This is a genomic window from Bacillus sp. FSL L8-0528, from assembly GCF_038593085.1.
GTDB lineage: Bacteria > Bacillota > Bacilli > Bacillales > Bacillaceae > Bacillus > Bacillus paralicheniformis.
Genome location: NZ_CP151961.1, coordinates 1840216 through 1858988, shown reverse-complemented (window position 1 = coordinate 1858988; position 18773 = coordinate 1840216). Strand labels below are relative to the sequence as shown.

Below are 18773 nucleotides of genomic sequence, written 5' to 3'. Positions count from 1 at the left end.
GTGAAAAGAGCGCTGGCAAATGGTCAAAGTCTTTTGTTTCAATTGGAACTGCTGGCTGACGAAGAGAAAGCTCTCCTTTTGAATCATGGAATAACATCGATAGAGGAGGATTTCGTATGATTGCAGGCTACATTTTTCTACTGATCGCCATCTTGTCAGAAGCGGCGGCAGCCGCCATGCTGAAAATATCTGACGGGTTCGCGCGCTGGCGGCCGTCGGTTCTCGTAGTGATCGGCTACGGTCTCGCATTTTACATGATGTCGCTCACATTGCAGGTCATCCCTCTAAGCCTCTCCTATGCGACTTGGAGCGGAGCGGGCACCGTTCTGACTGCAATCATCGGCGTCTTGTGGTTTCAAGAAAAGCTGAACCGGCGAAATATCGCCGGCATTATTTGTCTCGTGTCAGGCGTTGTCCTGATCAATCTGTCATAAGGAGGAGAATGTCATGAAAGGCATGATCTTTTTGGCGGCTGCCATTTTGTCCGAAGTATTCGGAAGCACGATGCTGAAGCTGTCAGAAGGCTTTAGCGCCCCCCTGCCCGCTGCCGGTGTCATGATCGGTTTTGCGGCTTCTTTTACGTTTCTGAGCTTTTCATTAAAAACACTGCCTTTATCTGCGGCTTATGCGACTTGGGCCGGCACCGGGACGGCTTTGACAGCTGCGATCGGGTATTTTATATTTCAGGAGCCATTCAATCTCAAAACTCTTATTGGGCTTGTATTGATCATCTGCGGCGTCTTTTTGCTCAATTCAAAGCATGCTGACGCCGCAGATCAAAAGGCTCAGCTCACGATCGAAATCTAATCCGCTTTGGAGACGACAATCTTCGGCTCTAATTCAATGGCGACATTGCCCTGAACCGCCCTTGATATCATACAGGATGTCTCCGCCTTTTCAGCCAGTCTTTCGGCAAGTTGGACTTCTTTTTCCGCCGCTTCTTTCGGAAGGCGGATCAGAGGTCTGTGAATGATTTTTTCGTACGTAAACACCCCGCCTGTCACATCGACAACAGCCTCGGATTCCATCGTCAGGCTCTCTTTTTCCAATCCGCTTCTTTCCATCATGGCTGCAAGCGTGATGATATAGCAAGTCGCAGCGGCACCGAGCAGCATTTCGTCAGGGTTTGTCCCTGCCCCCGGACCGTCCATTTCCTTTGGAATTGAAATTTCTGTTTTTAAATTCCCGCTTTCAATCCTTCCGATGTCGTTACGTTTTCCAGGCCAGTCTGCCTGAAGGTAAAAATGATGTTTAGCCATAAAAAATACCTCCTTTTTTTATCCTGCTTTAAAGTCTACCGGTATTTGACCTTTCTGTCTGTTGATTTGCCTAAAAAACCGGTAAACCGTGACAGCCGTCTAACACACGGGGTATGAGCGGAACATAGAATACAACGAAAATCCGCGCAAGAAAGGACGAAAAAAAATGGAGAATGCAGAACATTTACAGCAGACACCAGCTCCCGAACAGCATATGCATATCCCCCAGTATCAGCACGCCGAAACAGCCGTGCACCACATCAAATGTCCGTTGTTTCCGCACTTGAAACATAAGACGTTGTGCACAGTTGCGCCGTTTGTTCATTACGGTTTAAATGAAGCGCAAGCCACTTCCTATCACCACGCCATGGAGGAAGTAGCGGCAATGGCTTATTTAATGGGCATGGGTATGGACCCTCACTTGGCCTACTGTACAGTTGAGTCATGGGAAATCAACGAAACATTTTATTAATTAGACTGAACGGTCAAAAATAAAGAGAAAAGACCGTTCAGTCTCAGGAACGAGTTAAAGCAGACGCCAGCGTCCGGCGTGTTCATTGGCGAAATCAGCCAGTGAACGCGTTTTTTTCCCGTGATGCGTTCCACTGTATCTGTGATGCGGTTTTCTTTGCCATTCTTGATTTTCCTGTCTAATTCCGACATGAAGCCGGCATAATCGGGAGATAATCCTGCTTTTATATACCTTTCCCTCAAAGCGGACACTCCGACATTGACATGCCTGATGTCGCGGCCTGCCGCTCTGCCGATGATTGCCGCGGCTTCAGCATAACTCAAGGCTTTCGGCCCGGTCAAGATATGGCTCGTATTATGCGGCTTTTGATCAAGCAATGCGCGCACAGCCACTTCAGCAATATCGTCTGCATCTATAAACCCGACTTTGCCGCTGCCTGACGCCGTGACGATTTCATTTTTCTTCCGAATCGAAGCGCCATGCTGATGGTCAAAATTCTGCATGAAATATGAAGGCTCTAGCACCGTCCATTCAGGAACATATCGCCTGACCGCGTGATGAAGCTTCCCAAATACGGGTCCGTCTTCATCAATAATTGCAGCGCTGAGCAGAACAATGCGGCGGACGCCGAATGCCGCTGCCATTTCCAAAAACGGGACAACGAGCGGTGACGGTTCGAATACACCGACAGGCGCAACCAAATATAATGAGTTCGTGTTTTTTAATGCGTCTCTGTAAGTTTTTTGATCATTCCAGTCAAAATACACATGTTCCGTTCCGGCCATTGCAGGCATTCTCCGGCTTGCGATCCGGACGCCGGCCCCCCGAACGTACAAGCCGTTTGGCGATTCGGCTTCCAGTCGTGCCGGTTCCGCCGGTAATCAATATTTTTTTCTCCACTTTTATCACTCCTTGTTAGGTCATTAAAAAGCCTGCAGCCGTCCTCCGAGCGATTCGATGACAATCAAAGGATTCCAATAATCTTTGTAGTGGACAATTTTGCCCTCTTTCATGTTTACAAGGCTGATGTACTGTTGGTTATAAGGAAGACCCGTCTCGCACACCGTGCCTTCACATTCAAATTCGACAGCCGCATTGCCCGTATTTGCCATTTGATGAATAGTGGGTGCTGTGAAGCGGACAATATCGATCTTTTTGGGAAAATCCTTTATATATTCGTAAATCGCCGACTTTCCTTCTATTTTTTTAGGAAAACCTGGCGGTGCATATGGATGCTCAAACACCGCGTCTTGATCCCAAAGCTGTATCCACTTTTCCATATCCTTTTCGAGCATCGACTGCAAAAATTGTTCGGATCACACAAATTCTTTCCCCCATTCTTTTTTGACCATTCGGTCTAAAATAGTAATAAAAACGAGCGGCAGCCCATCTTCCCTTGACGAAAAAATTCTTTAATCAAGAACAGACAGGCTGACATCGATCAAATCCTGAAGGGCGTCAAAGTCCCCCGTTAACTTCGCCTGAAACGTGAGCGACAGCCGGGTTTGATTTAAAAAACGGGCAACTGCTGAAAGATCTTGGCCGCCCTTCTTTAGTTCCCCCTGTGACTCGGCCCGGACAAGCGCTTTGTAAAAGGCGGTTTCCAGCTGCTTTGTCTGCTTATCAAAGTATTCGGCAACCTCTTGATCACGGGGAATTTGTTCAATTGCGCTGTTGATGATATAGCATGCCTTTGAGCGCTCGGGGTCTTTCAGAGCTTTTAAGCTTTCCTGAAAGATCTGCCGAACCGATTGCTTCACTGAGCCGGGGCTTTCAAGCCTGGCGATCACTTGAGCATTTTTATCATCAAGATATCTTGTAAGAGCGGCTATAAACAGATCCCGTTTCGTTCCGAATGTATTGTACAGACTTTGCCTGGCAATTCCCAAGCGGCTGAGCAGCTCTTGCATCGATGCGCCTTCATAGCCGAATTGGCCGAAAACCTCCATTGCTTTATGAAGGACGAGGGCGGTATCGAATTCTTTGCTTCTTCCCAAGCCTTTATCACCTCCTTTATTTGAACAGTACACTTTTTAGATCGATCAGTCAAGAATTATCCGCTTCACGGACCTATTCACCGTTCCGATTGAGAAAATCGGCGCATGATCCTTCAGCGCCGGTCATAGACATAGCATAAAACCCCTGTCACATACAGAGGAACAAAAGGAAGTGTGCCCGTTGTTTATTTATACGGTTCAGCCGGGAGATTCATTATTTGTCATCGGTGCCAGGTTCGGAATTTCGATTGACCAGATCCGATTGGCAAATGGGTTGGTCGAAACAAACATTGTCCCCGGACAGGCTCTTTTAATACCGCTTTATACATATACTGTTCAGCCGGGAGACAGTTATAACTCGATCGCCCGCCGGACGTTTGTATCCGCCGAAGCATTGCAAAAAGCAAATCCGTCTGTAACGCCTGCCAATATGAGGCCGGGGATGAAAGTGAAATTCCGGAATTGCCGAAAAAACCGATCACCGCTTTAGGATATTACACATTGAGAAACCCCAGCTTAGACCAGGAATTGATTCATAATTTTGTCCCCTACGCCACATATCTGGCATTTTTTGAATACCACATTTCAAGCGACGGATCGTTAAGCGAGCTGAATGATTCACCGGCCGTACAAACGGCCTGGAGGCGGCGCGTTCCTCCCCTCATGACAGTCACCAATCTGACAGAAGCAGGCTTTAGTCCGTCTCTTGCGCACCGCGTATTAAATCAGCCTGCCGTAAGAAACCGACTCATCGACAATATTGTTCAAACGATTTCCAGAAAAGGATATGCAGGCGTCAATATTGATTTCGAACAGATTGTGGAGGAAGACAGAGATTTATTTTCAGGTTTTCTCCGCCTGCTGAAAGAGCGGCTGAAGCCTTCCGGTTATGTGTTGACGGTTGCCGTTCCGCCGAAAACAAATGAAAATATCGCCTGGCTGAAAGGATATGACTATGGCGGAATCGGCGCAGTGAGCGACCTTGTCTTTATCATGGCATACGACTGGCACCACGGAACAAGCGAGCCCGGCCCCGTCGCTCCCATCAATGAAGTCCGGCAGACGATTCAATTTGCCCTTCGCCATATTCCAAAAGAAAAAATCATTCTCGGCTTTCCGCTTTACGGCTATAACTGGACGCTGCCCTATCAGCCTGGTGCCGTATACCCGGGAATCGCCAACCAAGACGCCGTTCAGCTCGCCATGAAGCACCAGGTACCGATTCAATATGATACAAAGTCTGAGTCCCCTTTTCTCCAATACACAGATGAACAAGGCAGAAGGCACATCATATGGTTTGAAGACGCACGCAGCATCGGAAGAAAACTGCAGCTCATCATCGAATACGGACTTGGCGGCGGCGGTGTCTGGCAGCTCACGCTCAGTTTTCCGCAAGGAACCTGGCTCTTGACCAAATTCTTTCGCGTCAGAAAAGCCTGACAGCAACATGTAATTTATTGTAAAACAGCAAACAGAATAATCCCTCTAACAAACCTTGATACTAATGATGTGTCCTTCACACAATAACAAATCTGAAAGGAATGTTTGCAATTGAATAATGGGATTCATGAAACATTGGAACTGCATGAGCTGTTAATGTTTAAAAACCTTTGCCTGACTAAGTCATCAACAATGACGGGAATGGTGCAGGATCAAGAGCTTCGCGACATCTTGGAACGGGATGCTTCCCAAACAAAGCATCAGATCGAGCATTTGCAAGGTCTGCTGTCAGTTAGAGGTGAAAATATATGAACGAATTCATCCAAAACATGACAGGAATGGGTGCGATGACTGAACAAGTGATTGCCACCGATTTTTTAATCACGGCGAAAACCGGTGTCAAAAACATTGTCACAGCTATCACAGAAACATCTTCTCCAGAAGTGCGCGAAACGCTTAAGCAGTATTTAAACGACGCGATTGACACTCATGAACAGATTGCAAACTATATGATGTCAAAAGGTTATTACCATCCTGCCAATTTATCTGAACAAATTCAGGTTGATACCAAAGCTGCCGAAACGGCTAAAGACCTTCCGCAACTGTAATGAAAACGCGTGAATCCCCCGCAGTCCTACGCGGGGGATTCTTATTTAAACGGTTTCTTCTTTTTTCTCATCATAATCAATGACTGCCTTTGGCAGAGCCGTATATTTCGCCCAGTAAAATACCGCAATCGATCCTGCTGCGATCAAGATTAAATCGATCGGCGTTCTCAATAGGCCCAGGCCGTTACCGAATGAGCCGAGATACGACAAAAACAAGAGCATGACATAATAACCGACAATCCACCAGCTTGATTTAAGCTGCTGCGCAAACGAAACATCATCTTGGGGAACATATTTTTTACACGCACAATAAACGGCAAACATCACGAGCTGCGATCCGAGCAGCCATGACACGGTGTTCCAGCCTGACCAATAGACGATATACGACGCAAATATGAAGGAGACAGGAGCAATGACAGCCATCCCCTTGATTTGCAGAGGCTTGTTGAGCTGCTTGGCATTCACATTCAGCGCTGCGGCTGAAACCGGAGCGATCGCATAGGAAAGGATCAGGGCTACAGAGCAAACATTGACGAGCGCGTCCCAAGACGGAAAAGGAAGCGTCCAAAAAACGGCGAGTGCAAACGACAGCCACAACGACGGACGCGGAATTCCCGTCGATTTATTCACCTTGGCAAACACTTTGAACAATGTGCCGTTCCGCGCCCATGCATAAACCAAGCGCGACGTCGTATTCAGAAAAATATTGCCGTTTCCGCCGGGTGATAAGATCGCATCCAGAACGACAAGAGTGGCAAGCCAGCCCATCCCGAGAAGGACCGCGATGTCTTTGAATGGAAGAGAAAATTCCTTGCCGATCGCTTTCCAGCCGTCATTCAGCATATCAGTCGGAATGGCTCCGATAAACACCACTTGCAGTATCGTATAAATGCAAGCCGAAACAATGATGCAAATCAGCAGAGCAACCGGGATGTTCCGCTGCGGATTTTTCACTTCACCGGCGACCGAAACGATCGGATGAAGACCGAGGTACGCGAACATTACCCCGCCGGTCGAAATGGACGCCTGCACCCCGCCAAAGCCAAACGGGGCAAATTCTCCCGCAAAGTTGGCCGACTTAAAATGGAATATCAACACGACAATGATTGTCAAAGGAACAAAATATTTAAAAACCGAAATAATTAAATTTGATTTCGCAAACGCTTTGACACTCCAATAATTGAGTAAAAAGAACAAACAAAGCAGCACAAACTGCAAAAGCCAGCCGATAATCGTCGGCGATTCAGAACCTTTTATCGTCAAACCGGGAAACCAATAAGCCACGTATTGCCTGACAGCGGTCACTTCGATTGAAATCAGGCTTGTATAGGCAACGATCGTGATAAATGAAATCAAGTATCCGACAAGGTGGCCGTGGGTATAAACGGGATAGCGGATAATCCCGCCCGTCCGCGGCAAAGCAGCTCCAAGCTCGGCATAAACGAGTCCGATTAAAAGGATAATGACACCGCCGATAATCCACGAAAAGCTTCCCGCCGGCCCGGCTTTTGAAGCGACATTGCTGACGGCAAACAGCCAAGCCGAGCCGAATATCGCACCCATGCCGATCAAAATCAGGTCAAGCAGAGAGATCGTTTTTTTGAAATTGCCCTGATTTGACAAATCACTTCCTCCTTTTTAATACATTTAATAGAAGGTAGTATGTTCAAAAAGCGCCTCTGTATACTTTTCCCGCTTCCTTTCGGCTCAACAAAAAACCCGGGGATTTCCCGGGTTCCTTCATATGGTTATTTCACTCCTGCCGGTGCTAAAAATGCCTCAATTTCATCTGCGGCTTTCTCGGCCCCTCCTGCTTGTTTAATGTGCTCTTGCATGTCCTTTACGCGTTTCAGGACATCCGGGTTACCGTCCGTCTGGGAGACGGCTTCCCGCAATGAAGCAACTGTTGTGTCCTCCGGCTGCAAATGCTTGCCAAGCCCGAGTTCTTCGACGCGGCGGGCAGTGATTTCCTGTTCAGGCATTTGTGGGACCGCAACAAGCGGTACACCGGCATTCAATCCTTCCATCGTACTGTTCATACCCCCATGGGTGATGAAAAGCTCCGCTTTCTTCAGGATTTCAAGCTGTGGAACCCGCTGATGAATTGAAAAGTTATCAGGTATGTCGTCAAAGCTTTCAGGATCGATTGTCGTGCCGACAGCCATGATCACCTGCCACTTCGTGTCCCTGAATGCTTCTATGCACATATGATAAAATTCCGGCCAGGCATTGAACGCCGTCCCTAAAGAAATCAGCATGACAGGACGGCCGCTGTCCGAAATAACCGGCGTGTCTTTTTCCTGAAACTTGCGTTTGGCTAGAGAAGGACCGACAAAAGAGAACCGTTCATCAAACGTTTCGCCGTATGGCTGAAAAGCACGAGGCATAAAGACAATGTTCAATTTTGCCGGTTCGAACATCTCTTCAAAACTAAATGACGGAAGATTCTCATTTTTCAAAGCGGCTTCTTGCTCAGGCGTGAGCTCGATCTTAAACTCTTCAGACATTGATTTGAATGAAAAATGTTCGTTCTGTGCATATGTAGAACAAAGGCGAACCGCCTCTATTCCAAACTTCTCAGCCAGCATTTTTCCCGCCATGGCCATAAAGTCAAAAAGGATGAGGTCAGGCTTGTCATTCTCATAAAGCGCTTCAAGCTGAGGAAGAACCTCCTCCATTTCTTTCATAAACATCATCGGAGCCTGCGTCATATCTTTTTTATTTTTCATCAGCTCCCGAATTTGCTGCGGATCGATATTTAAAGTTGAGCGGTAGTTGAGCGGCTCTGCCCCAGTTTCCTCAACAGCTTTCACAAACTCATCCGTTACCGGATATGTTACCCGATAACCGCGTTTGACAAGGCTTGCAGTTAAAGCAAGCGTCGGATTAATATGCCCGTGAGCGGGAATATTAAAAATCGCGATATGTTTTTGGCCCATTTTTTAACCTCCCGTTATTTTTCGCTTCATAACAGTAACGATGATTTTAAATCTCTTTCACTATGTTAAACAACATATTATAGATAATAAAGGAAAAACCCTTCAAAATTAAATTAAAATTAAAAAATACTAATATAGTCCTTCTTCTCACAAAAAAACACCAAACTTTAGCCCTTAGTTTAAGGCCGCACTCGACTTTATTCCCCTTTTCGTTACTGCCGACTTATATTTCAATCGTTTTATAACAAAAAACATCCGTCAAAACAGCACTCGTTTTAACGGATGTCATGAAATTGCCATATTTTAAATTTAGTTTAAATTATTCTGTAAATGATGGTAAATACAAAAAAATTTTTATAATGTTATTTTGTCGCGTTTCCTGCTTCATTTCCTTTCAAAACTATCGTTTATCGTTTCCTTCTCATCATAATTAGATATGAAAGGACTGTTGTTATTGGTATATACAGCGGAACATCTTGATGATTATTTAATGGAACAAGCATCCAACAATCATTTTCACGGCAGCATTTTGCTGGCAGACTCAAACGGTATTCTGTTATCGCAAGGATACGGTTATGCTAATTGCAAGGACAAAGTGAAGAATAAACCGTCTACACGCTACCAAATTGCTTCGCTGACAAAGCAATTCACAGCCATAGCGGTCATGCAGCTGCAAGAAAAGGGGCTGCTTCGTACAGATGATCCGGTACAAAACTATTTAGAAGGCTATCCCAACGGCGACAGCATTACCATCAAACATTTATTAAGCCATACGTCCGGAATTCCTGATTTTCTAGAGGAAGAATTGCTCGATATTGAGCTGGAGCGCGCACCGTTAGACCAATTTATCGGCCGTTTTATCGACAAGCCGCTCGAATTTCGCCCGGGACAAAGGTTTAATTACAGCAATTCAGGATACATACTGCTCACAAAAATCATTGAAACAATCACAAATGAAGCTTATGGAGACGTCATTCAACAATTGATCTTTGACCCTTTAGGCATGAAAAACTCCGGTTTCTTCGCTTCTCCGGAAGATATTTCGCCCACAGTCGGATATTTATGCCTGAATCGCGAAATGATCAAAGCGCCTATCGTATACGGCTACGGGGAAAGACGGGCTCTATTCAACCGTTGAAGACTTGTACTTATGGGACAGGGCGCTTTACACTGAAAAGCTTGTCACAAAAGGCGCTTTGAAAGAAGCGCTTTACAGCAGTGTCAAAAAAACGGCTTTTGCAGCCGAAGGCCCTTCTCCGGCACTCATTCAAAACAATTCGATCGGATACGGATGGTTTATTAATCATCAAAACAAGTATAAAATATGGCATGATGGAGAAATCCACGGTTTTATCAGCTCGATTAACCGATACATAAACGAGAAAAAAGTGCTGATTATGCTCAGCAATTGCAACCTGTCAAAAACAGACGAGATTTTGGCAAACTTGGAACAAGCTTTATTGCAAATGTAGAAGTTAAAAACAAAGAAAGGCAGCGGGAGCGGTATGATCAGAAAACTATTCACTATCCTCATCATGGCAAGTATCATCGCGGTCGGATTCGTCTGCAAAGATTCCTGGCTCGGCGTCATCAGGGACGGAGGCGTTTATTCGGTGCTATTCAGCATGCTGCTTGTGGCGGCCTGTGTATTTTTCCCGATCGTCCCGTTTGCGCTCATTGCCGGATTAAACGGCGCTTTGTTCGGAATCGCAAACGGCGTGCTGATCACGCTGACAGGGTCGATGCTCGGCACCATGCTCTTGTTCTTTCTCTCACGTTACGGATTCAGAGATTTGGCTCGCAAACGCTTAACGAAATACCCGAAAATGAGCGAATATGAAGCCTATTTTAACCAAAATGCTTTTACAGCCGTACTATTGGGCAGACTGATCCCCGTTATCCCCGCCGTTGTCATGAATATTGTCTGCGGTTTAAGCAAGGTGAAATGGGCTGTCTTTTTCGCGGCTTCGACACTTGGAAAAATCCCTAACGTTCTCGTCGTCTCTATCGCAGGTGCCAATTTCAGTGAAAACAAGCTGATCTCTATCGGTGTCTACGGCTTATACATGGCGATCATAGCGCTTGTCATCTACAGAAAGTATCCCCATCTGACTCAAAAACATAAAGAGACAAAACAGACAGGGAAACCTTCTTGACCCGCTGAGGCGGCAATTATAGCCGCCTTCGTTTTTCGGTTGAACGTCAGCCGATTACAACAGCCGTACCATATCCGATTAGTTCGGAGGTACCCTGGCCTGCAGATAGTTCGAACCTTAGACCGACGATCGCGTTTGCTCCGAGTTCTTCAGCTTGATTCACGAGCCGTTCCCTCACAGCTTTTTTCGAATCCTCAAGCATTTGGGTGTAATTTTTTAATTCTCCGCCAATGACCGACTTCAATCCTGACAGAATATCTTTTCCGATATTCCGCGACTGAACGATGCTGCTGGTGACAAGCCCTTTGACTTCGACGATATTTTGATTCGCGATTGTATCTGTTGTGACGATGATCATTAATATCCTCCCTTTTCCTAAACTTACTAGCTACCATACCATATCCGCCGGAAGCGTGCAGTTATTTATCCATCATATCGGCTGGATTTTTAAAATGTTAAGTTTTTCATGCAAAGTTTCACCATGCTGCATAGAATTGAGGTAAACGATGTATAAAGAGCGGAAGAAAGAATGACAAGAGCACGCTCAGATACTAATATTTGTGATTACACAATTGATGAATTTACTGGAAATAACCATGTACTACTATGAAGTTAAAATAACCTTTCTGGAAGTTGATTATATCAATTGTCCAGTTTATTTTGATACAGATAGCAGGTTTGCATCAACTGAGGAAAGAGAAAAGTATAGGAGACAATACCAGCTTGAAAAAGAAGATTTAATGATTGTCTTTGATTTTGATGTTTCAAACACTTTTTATTATCTGTCAAGTTTCGAATTTGAAATGGGTCTGCATAAACTGCAGCTCAATAGAAGGATGATTCACAAAACTGAAGCTTCTATTCTTTTTTTCCTAACTCTCATTTATGTTCCACTTCAACACTCTTTCATCCCAGTTGATTCTTCTTCCACTTTCTTATTTTAGTCCTGAAGCTTTTAAATGGAGCCACAGAGTTGATGTGGATAAACCTTATAGCAGGCCACTTCGGGTTTTCACCTGTCCAATTCAAAGTACCTTGGGTGAATAATTCTTCATCCGTGAGCGTATCAATCCAAGACTGAAGTTGTGACTCTGCTTTCTTGAATTCTTGGCGAAGCTCGGTTAACGAAAAGTGAGCATACAGATCGTAAAAAGATTGATAAAGAGCCCCCAATTGGTTCCATTTATAATGAGGAGAGGGAGTTATAACGGTTTTCCCCAAGCGCTCATCCCTGTCCCAGCTCATCAACAGGTTTAACCATCCGAGCTGATAAGCAAGGATTTCCCCTGGCGTTCGATCTACATCTCGATCTCGAACATCTCTAAACTGATCGGGGATATCGTCAAACTCCCCATCTAGTAACAAATAGCGCTTATGAATTTCTTCTTTTAAATGTTTCTTGGACTCGTACACCCTAATCCCTCCTTGATATCAACTATAGTGTACACGAATTGTCCGCCTTATTTTAAAACAAATCATGAACTTTTAATAAATAGCAGTTTGCGAGATTTCCCTTACATTGCATGTATATTGAATTTATTCGACTGTTCCCGCTTCAATATGAGGTAATGTGAAGCAGCGCCCTTTCACCTGCTCGAGAATATGCAATAGTCAGTCCGTCAATTTCAAAGGTGCCGATGCTTCTTTTCATCCTGTTTCAGAAAATCCATACAACATAAAAAACGGCTGGGCTGTCCCGCCCAACCATTCGAATATGTTAAGATTTTTTGCGTTTGCAAGTCCATAAATATAGCAATCCGCCAGCCAATACAAAGACTGTGAATATGGCAAACGAGCGGCTGAATACAGCGCTTTCGGCATTGTCCATTGACGGAAGCGCAGAATAACCGAACCCGTGCATTGCCATCAAGCCTCCTGCAAATGCGACGCCTATTCCTTCAGATAAAAAACAGGCAAAATTCAGCATCCCCATTCCAGCGCCTGCAGCCTCTTCTTCCAAGCTTTCTGCGGTACTGTTGGAAATCGCCGTTTTTACAAATGAAAGACCGCCGAATATAAACACGAGCATCATCGTCATCAACCATGGTGTCCGGTCACCGAACTGTGCCGCGGCCGCCATGGTTGCTAAGATCAATAACCATCCAAGAGTAAAAACAAACCGGCTGCCGAAGCGATCTGTCAGGGCTCCCCCCGCGACACCGAAAAAGATAACGCCCACACTACCCGGAAGCATGATGCCGCTCCCGATAATATCGGCATTTAAACTGAACAAGACTCTCATCATATATGGAACGACAGAGACGATTCCCGCAATGCTTCCCAATACGATACATCCTGCCAAAACGACGCCTATATATCTGCGGTTCTTGATTAAAGACCGGTCAATAAAAGGATGTTCCGCATATCGGGTATGAACCGCAGCTCCAATCAAGCAAAAAATGCCCGCCGCTAAATAAAAGACATGATACAGCGATATATATACAGCGAACATCACAATGCTGATTGTCAGCAGTCCGATCCCAATGATATCCAGATTTGCTTTTGCAGCGGCTTCAGCAGGCATATTTCTGAGGAAGAAAGGAATCGACATCAGCACCGCCATCGGAAGAAGGAACAGAAACGACCAATGAATATGATGTACAATCATTCCGCCGATAGCCGGACCTATTCCTTCACCCATTGCCACCAGTGATCCGACAAGGCCGAACGCTTTGCCCCGGCCCTCCGGACGGACATAGCGTGTAATGATGACCAGGATAAGCGCGGGTACAGCGGAAGCCCCGGCTCCTTGAACAAAGCGCGCAAAGATCACGGCCGGGAAATAAGACTGAGCTGAAAGACCTATTAACGAACCTCCGCCATAGATGATTAGTCCGGCCACAAACAGCTTTCTGACACCGTACATATCAGAAAGCCTGCTGTAAACGACCGAACCGGCAGCAAAAGAAATGATAAAACTCGTATTCACCCAATTTGCCGCGGCAGGCGACACGCCAAATTGATTTTTTATATCCGGCAATGCAACATTAAATACGGTTTCGTTCATCACACTGAAGAAAGCGACAAAGCTAAGCCACCAAAACGCCTTCTTTTGATGCTTAAAGGACTGTATTTTATTGTTTTTCAATTGAATGATACCCCCAAAATTATAGGGGAATCACGCAGTTTATAGGGTTAATGATGCGCTTTCCCCTCAAATGTTAACCCGTTTATTTTTTTGCACTTCATCATTCATGCGCCTCCTCATATTTGATTTTTAAATTATACAATTGATCAACAAAGGGATCAATGTAAGGAACATAAGCTGAACTTTTACATTGCAAAAAAAGGCCAATGAAGAATACCGGTGCAGTACCCTTCATTGACCTTTATTCGTGACATACTGAGCAAGCCAGCCTTGTACTGTGCTTTTCCGAAAGCTTAATCAAATTCCCTGTTTAATAATTTTTTCAGTTCCTTTTTTTGTTTTTTCGATACGAGGATATACAAAATATCGCCTGATTTAATTTTTGTTTCTCCGTGCGGCGTGACCAAATCCCCGTTTCGAATGATCGCATTGATCAGGGCATCTTTCGGAAAGCTGATGTCTTTCAGTGCCTGCCCGGTGATGGCTGTTTGGTCATCGACTTCAAATTCGATAATTTCGGCGTTCGCCTTGCCGATGGAAACAAGCTCCAGCGAATGCGGCGCTTCGACTTTCTGCGGCCCGTTCAATTTTAATTTTTCTGCGAAGACCGATATGGTTGACCCTTGGATCAAAGCCGATGTTAAAACGACGAAGAATACGACATTGAAGACCAATTGGCTGTTTTCAAGCCCCATCGTCATGGGAAATGTTGCGAGAACGATCGGAACGGCCCCTTTTAATCCGGCCCACGACAAGAAGATTTTTTCGTTAAAATGAAAGCCCATTTTGATGGTCGACAGAAAAACGGCAACCGGCCTGGCGATAAAAATTAAAATCAGCGAAAGCAGGAAGCCTTTGAAAATGATGTCGAAAGATAAAAATTGGGCAGGAAAAACCAATAACCCCAGAATAATAAACATCAAAATCTGCATCATCCAGGCAAAGCCTTCATTAAACCTGAAAATAGAATGTCGGTAAGTCAAATCTTGATTTCCGATGACAAGCGCAGCAATGTAGACGGCAAGCAAGCCGCTCGCCCCGATGACATCTGTAAGACTGTAGGTAAGAAGCGCAAAAGCAAGAGCAAAGATCGGATAAAGTCCGCTTGAATCCAAGTTGATTTTATTGATGGCAAAGCTGGCGAACCGCCCGAGTAAATATCCGAGCAAAAGCCCCATTCCCATCTGCCAGAAAAATGAAATCACAAGCATGAAATAAGATGAATGATCAGCCGTCAGCAGCTGGATGAGCGATAAAGTCAAAAACATCGCCATCGGATCATTCGTCCCCGACTCTGCTTCCAGTGTGGAGCTCAATCTGTCTCTAATATTCTGGCCTTTCAAAACGGCGAATATCGCGGCCGCATCTGTAGAACCGACAATCGCTCCGAATAAAAAGCCTTCTATCCAGGAAACATTAAAAATCAGTTTGGCCGCAACCGCAACCACACAGGTGGTCAGCAAAACACCAATCGTTGCGAGCGACAATGAAGGAACGGCGACCGCTTTGATTGAAGACCACTTTGTTTGCAGACCGCCTTCAAAAAGGATGACGACGAGTGCGATAATTCCGATCAGCTGGGCTAGCTCGGGATTATTAAAATAAATAATTCCGAGACCGTCGCTCCCCATGATCATCCCGACAATCAAGAACAAAACGAGAGCGGGCACTCCGAGCCTAGTCGAAAATTTCGTTGTCAGTACACCGATAATCAGCAATAAGGCCGCTAATAAAATAAACTGCTCCATATTAATGTGTTCCAACCATTTATCCTCCTCCCAATCTTAACCGATACTGGTGCTGTTCCCCGTTCTTTTACCCGAACAGGCACCTTCATAAAACGTATGTAACAAACGATGTTCGTGTATGCTCGTGTATGGGACCGTCCTTCAGCCTTCACTCTGTCCGTGAAACTTTGTGCCTGCAATCGCAATAATCCCAATAATGATTGCGATTGGAATCCAAATCACGGCAAACGGATGCGCAGGCTCAGCAAGTGCGGCAATGACGGCCCCCAGGCAATAGAGCACAATCGTCAAAGCGCGAAGCCATGCGTCCTTATGGATGACCTTTTGGTCGTTTTTGCTGAGGAACCGTTTTGTCACATCTTCGAAAAAGTTTGCGAGCGTCCCCGTTAGGACAGTAGTAGAAATACCTGCAATGCCGAGCTTTCTGGCTGCTGTGGTCTGAAGCCCCATCGCCATGCTTAACAGCAAGATCAAAAAGTGTGGTGAACTTTCATAGAAAGTCAGACAAGCAAATAGAAGCAATACGGCTGCTTCAACAGCAAGTGCAATCGTGACGCCTGACGGCCAGAACGATTTTTCCTGTTTTCCGACAATGGCTGCTGAAATAATCACGCCGATGATAAATCCGAACAATGCGATCAGCGAGTACACGGCGGTCGCATGAAGAGAATTGCCGATTGATAATCCTAACAGTACGATATTCCCGGTCATATTAGCAGTAAATACGTGACCGATACTTAAGTACCCAATCACATCTACAATACCTGCTGTCAAACAGAGAAGTAAAAGCATGATGTTTCGATCATGAGCAGCATTCAATGTGATTCAATCCTTTCGAAGCTATTCTGCCCGGCGGCATGTTAAGCCATTCAATCCGGTATGTCATGAGCCTTTCCTAAGGGAAAACTCGTTTTGGGGGCTTTTTTATTGTTAGAAAAAGAGGGGTTCTTAACGAAAAAATGCGGGCGATCCGATCATGCACCTCAGCAAAACACTTATCGCTCATCGTGTTACATCTGCAATTCAATTGTATCATAAGCATTAAAATTTTTTATAAATGAAGTTCTTAAAAACTTGTTTTTAATAAATGGGAACTCATTTCTTACTGTTAAGAAAGCAGCCGACCGGCGTTTATTGCATGATCCGTCTGTTTGCCTAAATAAAAACGAACGAGCCGCCTTTTAAAAGCGACTCTTCCCCATTCCTTCAATACTTGCAAAGTTCATGTTACACGCGGGAGGACTGATTCACTTCATATGCCGCCCGTATTCCCGATTCAATCGCTCCCTGCATCCACCCGTGAGTGAGGGAAGCGTGCTCCCCGGCGAAATACACCCTTCCCTCAGGCATAGGAATATAAGGATACAGCTCCAATTCCTGACCAGGTTCGAAAGCTGTAAATGCTCCCGCTGAAAAAGGATTTTGTGTCCAGCTGAAAGAAGCGCCTGATACAAACTCAGAATACACGATATTTCCATATATTCTCGCTAAATTTTTCAGCGTATAGCGGATCCGCTCTTCTTCCGGCTGACTGTCCCATATCAGCGCTTCATCAGCCCACGTATAGCTCGCTAAAATAACAGCATGCCCGTGTGCCCCTATGCCGCTGCTTGGGTAATATGAAAAGCGAATCGGCAAATCGGTAATGGATCTGCCGCCGCGCTGCCCGACTCTTTCCCAAAACCTGCTCTTAAATTCAATTCCTATTTTTGTCGCGGCAATATAGTTAAGCTCCCGAATCGCTCTCCGCTTATGATAGGAAAACGAATCAAACGGCTCAAATGTTACAAATCGCAAAGCTGAAAAAGGAATTGTTACGATTACGAAATCACTTGTCAGCGCTGAATGTTCTGCCGACTGTTGGTGGATACAATGGGCTGTCACCTTGTTTTCAGTTTGAGATATTTTCATCAATTTTTGACGGTATAAAATATCGCCCTTCAATTGCGGAAGAAAAGCTTGCGTCAGCAGGTCCATGCCGCCTGTAATCTCATAGAAACGAGACGGCGATGTAAAAAAGATCGATTCCCTCAATACTTCGACAAGTGACAATCCCATGTACGCTTCCATGTCCAATAGCACACCAATCATATCAATGGCGCCGTGTGAAAAATGAGTGTTGAGAAAAGAGCCTAACGATTCGTTTCTGTATTGTTTTTCAACAATACGCCAATTTCTCGCCGGATCTTGGCTGATAAAATTGAGGATAGGCTGCAAAGCAGTAAGCATCAGCTGTTCAGCCGTTTTTCCCTGCTCATGGGGAGCAGCGGGGAATCTTAAAACACCCGGATGTCTTTCAAACTCATGAAGACGGGTTTTCACGCCGTTGACGTAAAGAATATCCATGGGGGTTCTGTTGATAAACTCATTAACAGGCAGATTAAATTTCTTAATGTATTCCATCGTTAAAGTATGAATATCGGGGATGCGCATCGGACCGGCATTGAAATACAGCCCTTCGCTAAAGGGCGCACGGGAAGTAAAAACACGTCCTCCCGCTCTGTCATTTCCTTCCACAATCGTCACTCTGTGCCCGGCACTCTTTAATAAAGACGCTGCGACAAGCCCGGACAGCCCGGCACCAACGATCATTATATGCTTAGGATACTGTGTTGTTTGAAGGCCGTTCCTGATGATATGAAGCATGTCTCCCTCAGTTAATTGAAAATTCAATTTACTCAGCGCCCTTTTAGGTGGATTTATTGCATTATATTCCGTTTAAAAGACGCCAATCACCATTTTCATCCTCTCTGCACGAAGACTCCGCATGAGGGCGCAGTTGCAAATGGATCAACTATTTTTAAAAATGTAAATCAATATCCTATACCGAATTTATAAAGTGACATAGGATAAACTATGTATCTTTAGGGAGGTGAAACATATGAGCGGAGGTTACGGATACGGAAGCGGTTTTGCTTTAATTGTTGTCCTGTTCATTCTCTTAATCATCATTGGTGCCAGCTGGTTCGGCGGTGGTTATGGAGGCTATTAAGTAAGTTCTAAAATAGTTCCGTTTTAAAAGCAATAACCTATGACCTTCTCCTTATTTTACATGTTCTCCCCTCT

Annotated in this window: 20 protein-coding genes and 2 pseudogenes; 10 read left to right on the top strand and 12 right to left on the bottom strand. The window is 45.2% G+C overall.

Annotated features, from left to right (window positions below; translation table 11 throughout):
- The first annotated feature begins 95 nt into the window (after window positions 1–95).
- Together MHI30_RS09440 and MHI30_RS09435 are read left to right on the top strand one after the other, a co-directional pair.
- On the top strand, window positions 96–434 hold the full coding sequence (locus MHI30_RS09440) for a multidrug efflux SMR transporter (protein WP_075754440.1): 339 nt from the start codon (window positions 96–98) through the stop codon (window positions 432–434).
- A gap of 13 nt (window positions 435–447) precedes the next feature.
- Window positions 448–807 (top strand): multidrug efflux SMR transporter, encoded by a 360-nt coding sequence (locus MHI30_RS09435; protein WP_023857656.1) that lies wholly within the window; start codon window positions 448–450, stop codon window positions 805–807.
- Here MHI30_RS09435 and MHI30_RS09430 read toward each other — a convergent pair.
- Window positions 804–1259 carry an OsmC family protein gene (locus tag MHI30_RS09430; RefSeq protein WP_075754438.1) on the bottom strand — a complete coding sequence of 152 codons (456 nt, stop codon included), beginning with the start codon at window positions 1257–1259 and terminating at the stop codon, window positions 804–806. The two genes, MHI30_RS09435 and MHI30_RS09430, sit on opposite strands and share 4 nt — an antisense overlap.
- Window positions 1260–1425: 166 nt before the next feature.
- On the opposite strand from MHI30_RS09430, the gene MHI30_RS09425 reads away from it, so the two are divergent.
- Window positions 1426–1731 carry a hypothetical protein gene (locus MHI30_RS09425; RefSeq protein WP_075754436.1) on the top strand — a complete coding sequence of 102 codons (306 nt, stop codon included), beginning with the start codon at window positions 1426–1428 and terminating at the stop codon, window positions 1729–1731.
- A 54-nt stretch (window positions 1732–1785) separates the two neighbouring features.
- Here the strand turns inward: MHI30_RS09425 and MHI30_RS09420 are convergent.
- The 3 genes and pseudogenes from MHI30_RS09420 to MHI30_RS09410 form a co-directional block, all read right to left on the bottom strand.
- Window positions 1786–2637 (bottom strand): annotated as a pseudogene (locus MHI30_RS09420) (NAD(P)H-binding protein).
- Window positions 2638–2654: 17 nt separating this feature from the next.
- Window positions 2655–3035 carry a nuclear transport factor 2 family protein gene (locus MHI30_RS09415; protein ID WP_256700744.1) on the bottom strand — a complete coding sequence of 127 codons (381 nt, stop codon included), beginning with the start codon at window positions 3033–3035 and terminating at the stop codon, window positions 2655–2657.
- Window positions 3036–3143: 108 nt separating this feature from the next.
- The gene (locus MHI30_RS09410) at window positions 3144–3728 is read right to left on the bottom strand and encodes a TetR/AcrR family transcriptional regulator (RefSeq protein ID WP_075754434.1); all 585 of its coding nucleotides are present in this window, start codon (window positions 3726–3728) and stop codon (window positions 3144–3146) included.
- A 181-nt stretch (window positions 3729–3909) separates the two neighbouring features.
- On the opposite strand from MHI30_RS09410, the pseudogene MHI30_RS09405 reads away from it, so the two are divergent.
- The 3 genes and pseudogenes from MHI30_RS09405 to MHI30_RS09395 all read left to right on the top strand — a co-directional run bounded on the left by MHI30_RS09405 (window position 3910) and on the right by MHI30_RS09395 (window position 5776).
- Window positions 3910–5168, top strand: a pseudogene (locus tag MHI30_RS09405) (glycosyl hydrolase family 18 protein).
- 111 nt (window positions 5169–5279) lie between these two features.
- Window positions 5280–5480 (top strand): hypothetical protein, encoded by a 201-nt coding sequence (locus MHI30_RS09400; protein WP_075754432.1) that lies wholly within the window; start codon window positions 5280–5282, stop codon window positions 5478–5480.
- The gene (locus MHI30_RS09395; protein ID WP_075754430.1) at window positions 5477–5776 is read left to right on the top strand and encodes a spore coat protein; all 300 of its coding nucleotides are present in this window, start codon (window positions 5477–5479) and stop codon (window positions 5774–5776) included. The genes MHI30_RS09400 and MHI30_RS09395 overlap by 4 nt, the downstream gene beginning before the upstream one ends.
- Before the next feature lie 45 nt (window positions 5777–5821).
- Here the strand turns inward: MHI30_RS09395 and MHI30_RS09390 are convergent, their stop codons facing one another.
- Together MHI30_RS09390 and yjiC are read right to left on the bottom strand one after the other, a co-directional pair.
- Window positions 5822–7399, bottom strand: a complete 1578-nt coding sequence (locus MHI30_RS09390; protein WP_075754428.1) for an APC family permease — start codon at window positions 7397–7399, stop codon at window positions 5822–5824.
- Between the two features lie 125 nt (window positions 7400–7524).
- Window positions 7525–8715 carry a UDP-glycosyltransferase YjiC gene (yjiC, locus tag MHI30_RS09385; protein ID WP_075754426.1) on the bottom strand — a complete coding sequence of 397 codons (1191 nt, stop codon included), beginning with the start codon at window positions 8713–8715 and terminating at the stop codon, window positions 7525–7527.
- Between the two features lie 454 nt (window positions 8716–9169).
- Here yjiC and MHI30_RS09380 point away from each other — a divergent pair, with 454 nt between their 5' ends.
- From MHI30_RS09380 to MHI30_RS09370, 3 genes are read left to right on the top strand one after another with little or no spacing between them, the layout of a single operon-like run.
- Entirely contained in the window at window positions 9170–9853 is a 684-nt protein-coding gene (locus MHI30_RS09380; RefSeq protein WP_272914563.1) for a serine hydrolase domain-containing protein, read from the top strand.
- A 4-nt stretch (window positions 9854–9857) separates the two neighbouring features.
- Window positions 9858–10187 carry a hypothetical protein gene (locus MHI30_RS09375; protein ID WP_272914562.1) on the top strand — a complete coding sequence of 110 codons (330 nt, stop codon included), beginning with the start codon at window positions 9858–9860 and terminating at the stop codon, window positions 10185–10187.
- 33 nt (window positions 10188–10220) lie between these two features.
- The gene (locus tag MHI30_RS09370; RefSeq protein ID WP_075754422.1) at window positions 10221–10871 is read left to right on the top strand and encodes a TVP38/TMEM64 family protein; all 651 of its coding nucleotides are present in this window, start codon (window positions 10221–10223) and stop codon (window positions 10869–10871) included.
- Between the two features lie 46 nt (window positions 10872–10917).
- On the opposite strand, the gene MHI30_RS09365 is transcribed toward MHI30_RS09370, so the two are convergent.
- The 6 genes from MHI30_RS09365 to MHI30_RS09340 form a co-directional block, all read right to left on the bottom strand.
- The gene (locus MHI30_RS09365; RefSeq protein ID WP_003182008.1) at window positions 10918–11229 is read right to left on the bottom strand and encodes a YbjQ family protein; all 312 of its coding nucleotides are present in this window, start codon (window positions 11227–11229) and stop codon (window positions 10918–10920) included.
- Between the two features lie 548 nt (window positions 11230–11777).
- A complete protein-coding gene (locus MHI30_RS09360) occupies window positions 11778–12290 on the bottom strand; it encodes a ClbS/DfsB family four-helix bundle protein (protein ID WP_075754420.1) in 513 nt (170 codons plus the stop codon).
- A gap of 298 nt (window positions 12291–12588) precedes the next feature.
- Complete coding sequence (locus tag MHI30_RS09355) at window positions 12589–13959, bottom strand: MFS transporter (RefSeq protein ID WP_154495879.1); 1371 nt, start codon at window positions 13957–13959, stop codon at window positions 12589–12591.
- Between the two features lie 293 nt (window positions 13960–14252).
- The gene (locus MHI30_RS09350) at window positions 14253–15722 is read right to left on the bottom strand and encodes a potassium/proton antiporter (protein ID WP_075754418.1); all 1470 of its coding nucleotides are present in this window, start codon (window positions 15720–15722) and stop codon (window positions 14253–14255) included.
- 126 nt (window positions 15723–15848) lie between these two features.
- Window positions 15849–16526, bottom strand: coding sequence for a YoaK family protein (locus tag MHI30_RS09345; protein ID WP_075754416.1), 678 nt, complete (start codon window positions 16524–16526; stop codon window positions 15849–15851).
- 408 nt (window positions 16527–16934) lie between these two features.
- Window positions 16935–18353 carry a flavin monoamine oxidase family protein gene (locus tag MHI30_RS09340; protein ID WP_142238640.1) on the bottom strand — a complete coding sequence of 473 codons (1419 nt, stop codon included), beginning with the start codon at window positions 18351–18353 and terminating at the stop codon, window positions 16935–16937.
- A gap of 235 nt (window positions 18354–18588) precedes the next feature.
- Between MHI30_RS09340 and MHI30_RS09335 the strand changes: the two genes are divergently transcribed.
- Window positions 18589–18699, top strand: coding sequence for a YjcZ family sporulation protein (locus tag MHI30_RS09335; RefSeq protein WP_020451477.1), 111 nt, complete (start codon window positions 18589–18591; stop codon window positions 18697–18699).
- Window positions 18700–18773 lie beyond the last annotated feature (74 nt).